This window comes from Klebsiella sp. KE9456 (assembly GCF_043832615.1).
Taxonomy (GTDB): domain Bacteria; phylum Pseudomonadota; class Gammaproteobacteria; order Enterobacterales; family Enterobacteriaceae; genus Klebsiella; species Klebsiella indica.
This window is the reverse complement of the sequence record NZ_JBDYQK010000002.1, coordinates 246,380-259,422: the sequence shown is the minus strand read 5'-3', so window position 1 is coordinate 259,422 and position 13,043 is coordinate 246,380. Positions and strand designations below refer to the sequence as shown.

Annotated in this window: 13 protein-coding genes; 6 read left to right on the top strand and 7 right to left on the bottom strand. The window is 51.8% G+C overall.

What is annotated here, in order from left to right; genetic code table 11:
• The first annotated feature begins 34 nt into the window (after positions 1 to 34).
• Positions 35 to 415 carry an aspartate 1-decarboxylase gene (gene panD / locus ABK821_RS03395; protein WP_138361994.1) on the top strand — a complete coding sequence of 127 codons (381 nt, stop codon included), beginning with the start codon at positions 35 to 37 and terminating at the stop codon, positions 413 to 415.
• 1 nt (position 416) lies between these two features.
• On the opposite strand, the gene ABK821_RS03390 is transcribed toward panD, so the two are convergent.
• From ABK821_RS03390 to ABK821_RS03375, 4 genes are all read right to left on the bottom strand, one after another.
• Positions 417 to 1,670: a polysaccharide deacetylase family protein gene (locus ABK821_RS03390; RefSeq protein ID WP_138362059.1), complete on the bottom strand. Its 1,254-nt coding sequence runs from the start codon at positions 1,668 to 1,670 to the stop codon at positions 417 to 419.
• A 57-nt stretch (positions 1,671 to 1,727) separates the two neighbouring features.
• Positions 1,728 to 2,168: a PTS sugar transporter subunit IIA gene (locus tag ABK821_RS03385; RefSeq protein WP_138361993.1), complete on the bottom strand. Its 441-nt coding sequence runs from the start codon at positions 2,166 to 2,168 to the stop codon at positions 1,728 to 1,730.
• A gap of 120 nt (positions 2,169 to 2,288) precedes the next feature.
• Positions 2,289 to 3,059 (bottom strand): ABC transporter permease, encoded by a 771-nt coding sequence (locus tag ABK821_RS03380; protein WP_138361992.1) that lies wholly within the window; start codon positions 3,057 to 3,059, stop codon positions 2,289 to 2,291.
• Positions 3,056 to 3,982, bottom strand: a complete 927-nt coding sequence (locus ABK821_RS03375; protein ID WP_138361991.1) for an ABC transporter ATP-binding protein — start codon at positions 3,980 to 3,982, stop codon at positions 3,056 to 3,058. Before ABK821_RS03375 ends, ABK821_RS03380 begins: the two co-directional genes overlap by 4 nt.
• Before the next feature lie 107 nt (positions 3,983 to 4,089).
• Between ABK821_RS03375 and can the strand changes: the two genes are divergently transcribed.
• On the top strand, positions 4,090 to 4,752 hold the full coding sequence (gene can / locus ABK821_RS03370) for a carbonate dehydratase (RefSeq protein WP_138361990.1): 663 nt from the start codon (positions 4,090 to 4,092) through the stop codon (positions 4,750 to 4,752).
• 61 nt (positions 4,753 to 4,813) lie between these two features.
• On the opposite strand, the gene hpt is transcribed toward can, so the two are convergent.
• On the bottom strand, positions 4,814 to 5,350 hold the full coding sequence (gene hpt / locus ABK821_RS03365; RefSeq protein WP_138361989.1) for a hypoxanthine phosphoribosyltransferase: 537 nt from the start codon (positions 5,348 to 5,350) through the stop codon (positions 4,814 to 4,816).
• Positions 5,351 to 5,552: 202 nt separating this feature from the next.
• On the opposite strand from hpt, the gene ABK821_RS03360 reads away from it, so the two are divergent.
• Positions 5,553 to 7,943 carry a glucose/quinate/shikimate family membrane-bound PQQ-dependent dehydrogenase gene (locus tag ABK821_RS03360; protein WP_308561852.1) on the top strand — a complete coding sequence of 797 codons (2,391 nt, stop codon included), beginning with the start codon at positions 5,553 to 5,555 and terminating at the stop codon, positions 7,941 to 7,943.
• A gap of 278 nt (positions 7,944 to 8,221) precedes the next feature.
• Here ABK821_RS03360 and cueO read toward each other — a convergent pair whose 3' ends face one another.
• Positions 8,222 to 9,799: a multicopper oxidase CueO gene (gene cueO, locus ABK821_RS03355; protein ID WP_343177923.1), complete on the bottom strand. Its 1,578-nt coding sequence runs from the start codon at positions 9,797 to 9,799 to the stop codon at positions 8,222 to 8,224.
• Between the two features lie 145 nt (positions 9,800 to 9,944).
• Here cueO and ABK821_RS03350 point away from each other — a divergent pair, with 145 nt between their 5' ends.
• The 3 genes from ABK821_RS03350 to speD all read left to right on the top strand — a co-directional run bounded on the left by ABK821_RS03350 (position 9,945) and on the right by speD (position 12,636).
• A complete protein-coding gene (locus ABK821_RS03350; RefSeq protein WP_138361986.1) occupies positions 9,945 to 10,292 on the top strand; it encodes a YacC family pilotin-like protein in 348 nt (115 codons plus the stop codon).
• Positions 10,293 to 10,963: 671 nt separating this feature from the next.
• A complete protein-coding gene (speE, locus tag ABK821_RS03345) occupies positions 10,964 to 11,827 on the top strand; it encodes a polyamine aminopropyltransferase (protein WP_343177924.1) in 864 nt (287 codons plus the stop codon).
• A 14-nt stretch (positions 11,828 to 11,841) separates the two neighbouring features.
• Complete coding sequence (speD, locus tag ABK821_RS03340; RefSeq protein WP_138361984.1) at positions 11,842 to 12,636, top strand: adenosylmethionine decarboxylase; 795 nt, start codon at positions 11,842 to 11,844, stop codon at positions 12,634 to 12,636.
• 33 nt (positions 12,637 to 12,669) lie between these two features.
• Here speD and yacL read toward each other — a convergent pair whose 3' ends face one another.
• Positions 12,670 to 13,032: a protein YacL gene (gene yacL, locus ABK821_RS03335; RefSeq protein WP_138361983.1), complete on the bottom strand. Its 363-nt coding sequence runs from the start codon at positions 13,030 to 13,032 to the stop codon at positions 12,670 to 12,672.
• Positions 13,033 to 13,043 lie beyond the last annotated feature (11 nt).

Genomic DNA, 13,043 nt, shown 5'->3' with positions numbered 1-13,043 from the left:
GCTTTGTTATCAATAAGCTTTAAAGGTAGACGTTATGATTCGTAATATGCTGCAGGGCAAACTCCACCGCGTTAAAGTCACGCAGGCCGACCTGCACTATGAAGGCTCCTGCGCTATTGATCAGGATTTTCTCGATGCATCCGGCATTCTTGAGAATGAGGCCATTCATATCTGGAACGTGACCAACGGTAAGCGTTTCTCCACCTACGCCATCGCCGCGGAACGCGGTTCGCGAATAATTTCCGTCAACGGCGCGGCGGCGCACTGCGCGAGCGTCGGCGATATTCTGATTATCGCCAGCTTCGTGACTATGCCTGACGAAGAGGCCCGCAGCTGGCAGCCGAAAATCGCCTATTTTGAAGGCGACAATGAAATGAAGCGCCAGGCAAAAGCGATTCCGGTGCAGGTTGCCTGATTTACCCCTGCGGCTGGTTGCTAATCATCCGCGACATGGTCTCCAGTGAATCCGTTCTTAAAATATAGAGTCTTTTCAATAAGAACGGATTATCTCCCGGTTTGACCTTTCCTCTCACCGTCGTCACCGCCATGTGAAAACCGGCGTCGTTGGCCGCGTTGATCGCCGTCGCGTTATAGCCGCCAAAAGGGTAAGAAAGATAGATTACATGCGGATTAAACTGCGCCAGCGCCCGCCGCGAATGTTCAAAATCGAACAAAATATTGTGATAGCTGCGGCTGAGCAGGATCGGATGGCGATGTGCATCAACCCGGTGCAGGAAATGCGTATGCGACTGGATATCAAAGACGTCCTGAATCTGTTTTAATTCAGAAACGCTCATAAACTGCAACGAGTTCGGCGCCCATTTCTGTGGGTGGCGCTTGATGCGTGACGAAATAATAAACGCCGTCGCATGAAAACCATACCGTTTGAGTATGGGATACGCATAGCGATTGACCGACTTCAGACCATCGTCAAAAGTAATAACGACAGCACGCGCAGGAAGATTCACGCTATTGTGCAGATAACCTTCCAGCTGATACATGCTCAGAGTGGTATAACCCTGGTCGCGTAGCCAGGTCATCTGGTTGCTGAAGGCGCGTACGGAGGTGGTGGTCGACGTATGGCGGAATCGGGTGTTTTCTTCGTCACGCAGGATATGATGATAAGTGAGCACTGGAATGCCATTGTCTATCTGCGCGTCCAGGCTACTCACCCATGCCAGCCGGTTGCCGATGCGGATCTGAAACCAGGTTTGATGCAGCCTGTCTTTAAGCTTGCTAATAATGGGATAGCGCAAATTACTGGCCAGCATGCCAAACTTCTCGCTACCGATAGAAGGCGCATTATAGACCGGCGTATCTTTCCAGGTAATGAGGTTTTGATTGCTCAGCGGTTTGTTCAGGTCACCCAGGCTATCTTCAACCCGCCGTTTGCCCCGCACCGGCTGCAGATGCCCTTTATCAATAAAACCCGTCGCAAAACCAAAATTAAACGTGTCGTAATCAGCCGCTGACGGCATCACCGCCAGAATTTGCCCTGCCCTTACGTTGCCCACGCTCACCACCTGATGACCAACCTGCGCCCAGATATCGGCATTTTCCGTGGTTTGCATGTAACGAACAGAGGCACTCTGCGGAGTGAGCAGACTGGCGGAAACGCTAAGTGACATAAACAGGAAAAGTAAAGCAAGAACTCGGGCAAACATGCGTATCGAACCGGTAAACAAAGGCGGTTATCATTGTAACAAAAGCGCTATCAATACCAATGCTTAATTCCCGTACGGCTCATGCAACAGCCGGAAAGGCGGATTTTTTTGCTGCTGATGCCAAAGGCTGCTGACGGCAGGGCCGCCGGCGCTGACGATGGCCTGACGAAAGGCCGCGCTGCTCAGCGTCTGGCGCAGGAGATACATCTCCTCCAGCAGGGGGTAGCTAATCCCGGAGATCACTTCGCAATGGGTATGTTTATGGCTCATCAGCGCTGCCACACGATAAGGCGCCGCGCCGGTTTTATCGGTAAGAAAAATCACCCCTTCGCCGCTGTCCGTCTCATGCAGCGCATCGCACATCATGCGACTCAACATATTACTGCTGAGATTACGCCAATAATTCACCGCCCGGCATTGCGCCAGAGGGCCAAACTTTTTCTCCAGACGATCCCGCATTTCCTGCGCCAGTTCATCATGGCAGATAATTACCCAACCTAACATCGCCCCCTCCTTAGCAAGCAAACAATCTAACAAGGAAAGTGATGAATATCGGTGATGACAGTCAAAGATTGCCTGATAGCGCTTCGCTTAATGGGCCGCGAAGCGCTACTGCTGAATTCATTAGCTGCGGAGCCCGCGCCCACGCTGAATCAGATACCAGCACAATAAATAAAAGGTGATGATAAACACCACCAGCACGCCAACAGTGGTGGCCAGTGGCACATCGTTAATGCCGAGGAAACCATAGCGGAAACCGCTGATCATGTAGACGATAGGATTCAGGTGCGACAGCCCTTGCCAGAAAGGCGGCAGTAGCGTCAAAGAATAAAAAACCCCACCCAGATAGGTCAGCGGCGTCAGTACAAAGGTCGGAATCAGGCTGATATCATCAAACGTTTTGGCAAATACCGCGTTCAACAGGCCCGCAAGGGAAAATAACACTGCGGTCAATATCAGCGTCAAAGCAACAAATAGCCAGGAGTGAACCTGAAACGGAACGAAAAACAGCGATATCGCGGTTACCAGAATCCCGACGCACAGACCACGGGCGACGCCGCCGCCAACATAACCGGCAATAACCACATGCGTAGGCACTGGCGCGACCAGCAGCTCTTCAATATTGCGCTGAAATTTTGCGCTAAAGAAAGAAGAAGCCACGTTGGCATAAGAGTTGGTGATCACCGCCATCATAATCAGACCCGGCACAATAAACTGCATATAGGTAAAACCGTGCATTTCACCAATACGCGAGCCGATCAGATTGCCGAAGATAACAAAGTAGAGGGTCATCGTAATAACCGGCGGTACCAGAGTCTGGATCCAGATGCGCATAAAACGATGAATTTCTTTGGTCCAGATGCTTTTCAGCGCAATCCAGTACAGCTGTATCATGCTGATTCTCCTTTTCTTTCATGTACCAGCGTGACAAACAGCTCTTCCAGGCGGTTAGCCTTATTACGCATACTTAACACCTGTATTCCCTGCGCACTCAACTGGGTAAATACGCTGTTAATTCCCTGCTCACGCAGCACTTCAACCTCCAGCGTCGAGGTATCAACCAGGCGATAGTGGTAACCCTCCAGTACCGGTAACGGGCTTTTGGGCGCCAGATCGAGAATAAACGTCTCTGATTTCAGCTTGGAAAGCAGCGCTTTCATTGAGGTGTTTTCCACCAGTTCACCGCGCTGAATAATGCCGATGTTGCGACACAGCATCTCAGCTTCTTCCAGATAGTGCGTGGTCAGGATAATCGTGGTGCCTTTATCATTTAAATCTTTCAAAAATCCCCACATTGAGCGGCGAAGTTCAATATCCACCCCCGCCGTTGGCTCATCAAGAATCAATAGCTTAGGCTCATGCATTAACGCCCTGGCAATCATCAGGCGACGTTTCATCCCGCCGGAGAGCATCCGCGCGCGTTCATGACGTTTTTCCCAAAGATCGAGCTGTTTGAGATACTTTTCACTACGAGCAGTGGCTACCTTACGTTCAACGCCATAGTAGCCCGCCTGATTGACGACGATCTGTTGTACGGTTTCAAAGGGGTTAAAATTGAACTCCTGCGGCACCAGGCCGAGCTGCCGTTTCGCGTTGACCACATCTTTTTGCAGGTCATAGCCAAATACATTGACCTCGCCGGAGGTTTTATTTACCAGTGAACTGATAATGCCAATAGTGGTGGATTTCCCGGCGCCGTTTGGCCCCAGGAGCGCGTAGAAATCGCCAGCTTCAACCTGCAGATCGATTCCTCGCAGCGCCTGAACCCCACCGGGGTAGGTTTTCTTCAGCTGTTTTAGTTCCAGAGCAATGGTCATTAAATATCTCTTCTCGTGTCCTGACACGCGATGGGTTGTTTTAAAAACGGTAAGGTTAACCTATATTAGCGCAACGCACTTACTTGGTTACAGGCCCGTAAACATCCATGAACGATATAGATACACTCATCAGCAATAATGCACTATGGTCAAAAATGCTGGTGGAGGAAGACCCCGGTTTTTTTGAAAAACTGGCACATACGCAGAAACCGCGCTTTCTGTGGATTGGATGTTCTGATAGCCGCGTCCCCGCTGAACGTTTGACTGGCCTGGAACCTGGCGAACTGTTCGTCCACCGTAACGTCGCTAATCTGGTGATTCATACCGACCTGAACTGTCTTTCGGTTGTGCAATACGCCGTTGACGTACTGGAGGTTGAGCATATCATCATTTGCGGCCACTATGGCTGCGGCGGCGTACAGGCGGCAGTTGAAAATACCGAACTCGGTCTTATCGACAACTGGCTGCTGCATATTCGCGATATCTGGTTTAAACACAGCTCATTGCTGGGCGACATGCCGGAAGAGCGTCGTCTGGACACCCTTTGCGAATTGAATGTGATGGAACAGGTCTACAACCTGGGGCATTCCACAATTATGCAGTCGGCATGGAAACGCGGACAAAAAGTGACTATCCACGGCTGGGCTTACGGTATCCACGATGGGATGTTACGCGATCTTGACGTGACCGCCGTCAGCCGTGAAACGCTGGAACAGCGCTATCGCCAGGGCATTTCCAACATTAAAAGCCGGCACGCCAGCCACAGGTAACTCACCCGCTTGCATCTATCCCGGATAAGCGGCAGCACGCTCCGGGATAGCGTGTAAAATCTTACTCGTCCAGCAGAATCACTTTGCCGATATACGGCAGATGGCGATAGCGCTGAGCATAATCAATGCCGTAGCCCACGACGAACTCATCAGGGATGGCAAAACCAACAAACTCCACCGGAACATCCACTTCACGACGGCTTGGCTTGTCCAGCAAAGTACAAATTGCCAGTGATTTTGGTTCGCGCAGGCTAAGAATTTCACGCACTTTTGACAGCGTGTTGCCAGAGTCGATGATATCTTCCACGATCAGCACATCTTTACCGCGGATATCTTCATCCAGGTCTTTGAGGATTTTTACATCACGGGTAGTAGACATACCGCTACCGTAGCTGGAAGCGGTCATGAAATCGACTTCATGCGGTACCTGAACTTCACGACACAGGTCGGCCATAAACATAAATGAACCGCGTAATAGCCCCACCAGCACCATTTCGCTACCGCTCTCTTTGTAACGTTCGTTGATTTGACGCCCCAGCTCAGCGATACGGGCTTTGATCTCGGTTTCCGGGATCATCACTTCTACAGTATGTTTCATAAACTAACCATTTGATTCTTAATATAAATCATCAAATCCGCTGCTATCGCAGCCGACATTGACCGGCAAGCCACGCAGTATACCAGTAAAAAGAAATTTACGGTGCAGGGATTAATAAAGCCAATTTTGTGATATCGGTCACACTTGTTAAATCCTATAATTAATTGCAGTTAAAAATTTACAAACAACCGAGTGTTTTTTTATGGCAGAAACAAAAAATCAACAATCACGGCGACTCGTGACGCTGACGGCACTTTTTGCAGCGTTCTGTGGCCTGTATCTTTTGATCGGCGGAGTGTGGCTGGTCGCGATTGGCGGCTCATGGTATTACCCTATCGCAGGCCTGGTGATGCTGGGTGTTACCGTTATGCTACTCCGCGGTAAGCGTTCTGCACTTTGGCTTTACGCCGCACTACTGCTGGCGACCATGATCTGGGGCGTATGGGAGGTTGGCTTCGATTTCTGGGCGCTGACGCCGCGCAGCGATATCCTGGTCTTCTTCGGCATCTGGCTTATTCTGCCCTTTGTCTGGCGTCGTCTGCCTGTTCCATCCAGCGGCGCGGTGGCCGGACTGGTTATCGCCCTGCTGATCAGCGGCGGCATCCTGACCTGGGCTGGCTTCAACGACCCGCAGGAGATCAATGGTACATTGAACGCTGATGCGACGCCCGCTGCAGCCATCTCCGATGTTGCCGATAGCGACTGGCCGGCATATGGCCGTAATCAGGAAGGCCAGCGTTACTCGCCGCTGAAACAGATCAATGCCGATAACGTGAAGAACCTGAAGGAAGCGTGGGTCTTCCGTACCGGGGATCTCAAACAGCCTAACGATCCGGGTGAAATCACCAACGAAGTGACGCCGATCAAAGTCGGCGACACGCTCTACCTCTGTACCGCTCATCAGCGTCTGTTCGCCCTTGATGCGGCCACCGGGAAAGAGAAGTGGCATTTCGATCCGCAGCTCAATGCCAACCCGTCCTTCCAGCACGTTACCTGCCGTGGTGTCTCTTATCATGAGGCCAAAGCAGATAACACGCCTGCCGATGTGCTTGCAGACTGCCCGCGCCGTATCATTCTGCCGGTCAACGATGGTCGGCTGTTCGCCATCAACGCCGACAACGGAAAGCCGTGTGAATCCTTTGCTAATAAAGGCATTCTCAACCTGCAAACCAATATGCCGGTCACCACACCAGGCATGTATGAACCCACTTCACCGCCGATTATTACCGACAAAACCATTGTCATCGCCGGTGCTGTGACTGATAACTTCTCAACCCGCGAGCCGTCGGGCGTGATTCGCGGTTTTGACGTCAACACCGGTAAGCTGCTGTGGGCATTCGACCCGGGTGCCAAAGATCCAAACGCTATCCCGGCAGATGAACATCATTTCACCCTGAATTCGCCGAACTCCTGGGCACCAGCGGCCTATGATGCGAAGCTGGATCTGGTCTATTTGCCCATGGGCGTGACCACGCCGGATATCTGGGGCGGCAACCGGACGCCAGAACAGGAACGTTATGCCAGCTCCATCGTGGCGCTGAATGCCACCACCGGTAAGCTGGTGTGGAGTTATCAGACCGTTCACCACGATCTGTGGGATATGGATATGCCGTCGCAGCCAACGCTGGCCGATATCGACGTTAACGGCAAAACCGTTCCTGTGATCTACGCCCCGGCAAAAACCGGCAACATTTTTGTGCTGGATCGCCGCAACGGCGAACGGGTTGTCCCGGCGCCGGAAAAACCGGTTCCGCAGGGCGCGGCCAAAGGTGACTATGTTGCGAAAACTCAGCCGTTCTCCGACCTGAGCTTCCGCCCGAAGAAAGATCTGACCGGCGCAGATATGTGGGGCGCCACCCTGTTCGATCAGCTGGTGTGCCGCGTTATCTTCCATCGGTTACGCTATGACGGGATTTTTACGCCGCCATCTGAGCAAGGTACGCTGGTCTTCCCCGGCAACCTGGGTATGTTCGAATGGGGCGGAATCTCCGTCGATCCGAACCGTCAGGTCGCTATTGCTAACCCGATGGCGCTGCCGTTTGTGTCAAAACTGATCCCTCGCGGCCCCGGTAATCCAATGGAGCAGCCGAAAGACGCCAAAGGCTCCGGCACCGAATCCGGTATTCAGCCACAGTACGGCGTTCCTTATGGCGTGACGCTGAATCCGTTCCTGTCGCCGTTTGGCCTGCCGTGCAAACAGCCTGCCTGGGGCTATATCTCCGCACTGGATCTGAAAACTAACGAAGTGATCTGGAAAAAACGTATCGGTACGCCGCAGGATAGTCTGCCGTTCCCGATGCCGATTAAGCTACCGTTCACCCTGGGTATGCCGATGCTGGGCGGCCCCATTTCAACCGCCGGTAATGTGCTGTTTATTGGTGCGACAGCGGATAATTACCTGCGCGCATACAATATGAGCAACGGTGAGAAGTTATGGCAGGCCCGTCTGCCTGCTGGCGGCCAGGCAACCCCAATGACCTATGAAGTGAATGGCAGGCAGTATGTTGTCATTTCTGCCGGCGGTCACGGTTCGTTTGGCACGAAGATGGGCGACTACATCGTCGCTTACGCTTTACCTGACGACGAGAAGTAAACGCAAGGCCCGGAAACCGGGCCTTGCGGCTAATGACAAACCTGATTTAGATATTGTGCTCGCATTTCTGCCGGGTGGCAGCTATCGCCTTACCTGGCATGTAAAACCAATAATATCATCATGTTATGGATTTTTCGTAGGCCCGCGCAAGCGAAGCGCCGCCGGGCAATTCCGGAAGAACGCACTTTGTCAGCAATCTGAAGGCCCGGAAATCCGGCCTTTTTTAATGGTTCACATCAGGCGCGTTCACCAGAACGACAGGCCCAGGCGATAACATCCTACACCGTAAATCCCAGCATCATGCCGGTATCTTCATGCTCCAGCAGATGACAATGCGCCATATACGCGTGTTCTTTCGGCGCGTCGTGGTCAAATTTCACCAGCACTTCACTGACATCGCCCTCTACCCGCACGGTATCTTTCCAGCCGCTACGATGCGCAGCGGGCGCTTTGCCGTTTTCAGATAAGATACGGAACTGGGTACCGTGGATATGGAACGGGTGGAGCATCATGTCGCCAGTACCAGAAATCACCCAGCGCTCATACTGGCCTTTGGCCGCCGCAAACATGGGAACATTCATATCAAAGGCTTTACCATTGATGCGGTTAGCATTATGAAAATCAAAACCTGCCTCACCGTGACTCATATGCCCCGTGCCCGCGTGGTTCATATTATTCATATTTCCCATCGCCCTGTGATCCATCATCATGTCCTGATCCATTCCGGACATCGCCTGGTCGCCATATTTTTGCATCAACGCCTGCATGCCCATCATATCAAGCATCGGATCCATAGAAAGCTGTAGCGTCCGCTGCGTTAACCCGTTTAAAGCGGGGAGCGCTGGCATAGCCGCCAGGCGATCAGGCAGTTTACCCGAAGCCTGAATCACCAACGGTTGAATGCGCAGTACCGGCTGCGGTTTATCAAACGGTGGGATCGCCATGCCCATCTGGCTCACCGGCAGCGTTATCAAATCAAAAGGTTTACCGTCAGAGGTATCCACCAGCACTTCGAAACGCTCCCCCATTAACACCGGCAATTCGTCAACTTTCACCGGTTCAGCCAGCAAACCGCCATCGCTGGCGACGACATACATAGGCCGATTATCGCTGGTGGAGAAATTCAACGAACGCGCATTACAGCCATTAAGCAGACGCAAACGCAGCCAGCCGCGAGGCGCAGCATGTTCGGGATAAATCGCCCCATTAGTCAGCAGCGTATCGCCAAACCAGCCAACGGCGGCGCTCATCATATCGAGCTGATAATCAATCTCGCCCGATGAAGTGAATTTTTTGTCCTGTACAATCACCGGGACATCATCGATCCCCCACTGTTTTGGCAGCAGCAGCTTTTCGCTCTCTTCATCGGTAATCACTACCAGGCCTGCCAGCCCCATCGCCACCTGACGACCGGTTTTGCCATGCTTGTGAGGATGAAACCAGCAGGTAGCGGCCCGCTGGGTAGGGGTAAAGCTCACCGAACGGGAGGCACCTGCGGCAATCACGCCCTGCGGGCCGCCATCCACCTCCCCGGCAACCTCCAGACCATGCCAGTGCACGGTAGTCTCCTCTGGAAGGCGGTTATGGATATCGATCGTTACCGTTTCGCCTTGTTTAAGCTGCAGCGCTGGCCCCAGCAAACTGCCGTTATACCCCCAGGTGGTCGTAAGGTGAGAATTAAACTGCGTTTTGCCCGCCTGAATAGTTAAGCCAATATGATTACGCGCATCACCAGTCAACAGATCGGGTATCGGTAGCGCCGGGCGACCGGCAGCCAAAACCGAGCGACTCCACAACGGCAATGCGCTGGTTACGCTAAGCGCAGCGGTTAATTTGAGAAACTCACGACGTTGCATTCTCACATCCTTTCATTCTGCTGATGAATGTTTAAGCTTAAACCTTCCCGTTGCTGGAAGGTCAAGCAGAAGAGTAAGAATAAAGCTCAGCGTACTATAAAGAAGTATGCTAACGTTATTTGTCCGTGATCCAATGGTAGAAAAAATGAAGACGCTTTTCAGAACAATAGTGCTTGGCAGCCTGCTTACTCTTTCCGCCAATAGCTATGCATTAAGCGAGTCCGAAGCGGAAGATATGGCTGATTTAACGGCAGTATTTGTCTTTCTGAAGAACGACTGCGGTTATCAAAATCTGCCTAACACGCAAATCCGCCGGGCGCTGATCTTCTTCGCTCAGCAGAATCAGTGGGATTTAAACAATTATGATAGCTTCAACATGAAAGCATTGGGCGAAGACAGCTACCGGGACCTCCGCGGAATAAAAATCCCCACCAGTAAAAAATGCAAAGCGCTGGCGCGTGATTCACTGAGCTTGCTGGCTTACGTAAAATAATTATCGCCAATAATTCCTGTGACAACGCAGCAGAGCAGGCGCGTATTGATCCTTGCCGACAGGCGCTATAAGCGCGGAAACATCCCCGACAAGCCGCCCGAAAATATCATCCGGCCGCAGCTCACAAAGTCTGAGCCATCCATCAACTACAGAAGCCACTTGATGCTAAATCACACAACAGTGATGACCTGTCGGTGGTTTTGGCGAAAACCCGATATTGTTTACTTACCGGAAGCTTAGATCCTATCCCACCAGGCGTTATTGGCGCAGACAGTTTGAACGCGGCCAGCGCGGAAGAACCGGAGCGTACACGTAGTACGTGAGGATTCTGAGCACTGCCCAGGTTCAAAATGACAAGCAAAATAGCCCTAACGGGATAGGCTCTTAATTCCATCTGAATTATTTCGGTGAGCATTTACTTTTATGACCTTCGGCCCCACGTAGCCACAAGACGTTACCCTCCTTAGAAAATCGGCCTGACCGCGAGGACGACAACCAGAAGGCGGTTCGTGACAAGGCTATTCACCGGAATCCCCCGATCGACGGCTTAACTGTCCGGCATCAGAGTATCCCCTGCTGATTTATCCACCGTGCATCATCATCTATAGTTGGCTATGATGTTGCGCTCATTTTAATGGGGGTAACGGATGTTAACAAAGGAGGAACGACCTGTGGCTGACAACGAGCTGTGGCATGAAACATTGCACGACCATTTTGGTCAGTATTTCAGTGTGGATAATGTGTTGTATCATGAAAAAACCGCGCATCAGGACTTAATCATTTTCGAAAACGCCGCCTTTGGCCGGGTGATGGCGCTGGACGGCGTGGTGCAAACGACTGAACGCGATGAGTTTATCTACCATGAAATGATGACTCATGTTCCTCTGATGGCCCACGGTCAGGCAAAACATGTATTGATCATCGGCGGCGGCGACGGCGCCATGCTACGCGAGGTCTCTCGTCATCGCAGTATAGAAACCATTACGATGGTTGAGATCGACGCGGGCGTCGTTTCTTTCTGTCGCCAGTACCTTCCTGCCCATAACGCCGGGGCGTATGACGATCCGCGTTTTACGCTGGTGATTGACGATGGCGTCAATTTTGTTAACCAGACAACGCAAACGTTCGACGTAATAATCTCCGACTGCACCGACCCGATCGGCCCCGGTGAGAGTTTGTTTACTTCCGCATTTTATGAAGGCTGTAAACGTTGCCTGAATCCTGGCGGGATTTTTGTCGCACAGAACGGCGTCTGCTTCCTGCAGCAGGACGAAGCTATTGACAGCCACCGTAAGCTTAGCCACTACTTCCGCGATGTGAGTTTCTATCAGGCGGCGATTCCAACCTATTACGGCGGCATAATGACCTTCGCATGGGCCACGGATAACGAAGCCCTGCGCCACCTTTCCAGTGAAATTATCCAGGCGCGTTTCCATCAAACTGCGCTCAAATGCCGTTATTACAATCCGTCTATCCACACAGCGGCATTCGCGTTACCGCAATATTTGCAGGATGCGCTGTCCACCGTTAAGTAAGGGGGTGATCTAAATTGAAAAAATTGAAACTGCACGGCTTTAACAACCTGACAAAAAGCCTGAGTTTTTGTATTTACGATATCTGCTACGCAAAAACAGCAGAAGAACGCGATGGTTATATCGCCTATATTGATGAGCTCTATAATGCCAACCGCCTGACGGAAATTCTGTCAGAGACATGCGCCATTATCGGCGCAAATATCCTGAATATCGCTCGTCAGGATTATGAACCCCAGGGCGCCAGCGTCACTATCCTGGTTAGCGAAGAACCGGTCGACCCACAGTCTATAGACAAAACAGAGCACCCGGGCCCGCTACCCGAGGCCGTCGTCGCCCATCTGGATAAAAGCCATATTTGCGTGCATACCTACCCGGAAAGCCACCCTGAAGGCGGACTATGCACCTTTCGCGCCGACATCGAAGTTTCCACCTGCGGCGTGATTTCCCCGCTGAAGGCGCTGAATTACCTGATCCACCAGCTAGAGTCCGATATCGTCACCATTGATTATCGCGTGCGTGGGTTTACGCGTGATATCAACGGCATGAAGCACTTTATCGATCATGAAATTAACTCTATTCAGAACTTTATGTCTGAGGATATGAAGTCGCTGTACGACATGGTGGATGTGAATGTCTATCAGGAAAATATCTTCCATACCAAAATGCTGCTTAAGGAGTTCGATCTTAAGCACTACATGTTCCATACCAAACCGGAAGATTTAACTGAAGAAGAGCGCAAGGTCATTACCGACCTGCTGTGGAAAGAGATGCGCGAGATCTATTACGGCCGCAATATCCCTGCCGTGTAAACATAACGGGGGAGCACGGAGGCTCCGCCATATTTAACCTTGCTGGATGAAATGACGATACGCCACCACCACCTGCAGAAAGTCTTCCACGCCGCAGAGTGATAAGCTCTCTTCGTCGTAATAGCGCATCCCCTCTTCAATCTCATCGCCAGAAAAATCCAGCTGATTGGCGCGGATCATCACCTCCTCACCATCCATCCAGAGCGTATACTCATGCCCTGCCCGTTGCCAGGAACGCTCACTGCCCTTTAGCGCACGCGCCGCTTGTTCCACTTCATCAAGCAAGGCCAGGTTCTCTTTCACTTCTTCGTTAAACCAGTGCCCTACCACCTCGTGGCCCATGGACATACGCACTTTTACCACTCCGGTAATATCGCGCAGAAATTCGTAATCCATAATGTGTTCCT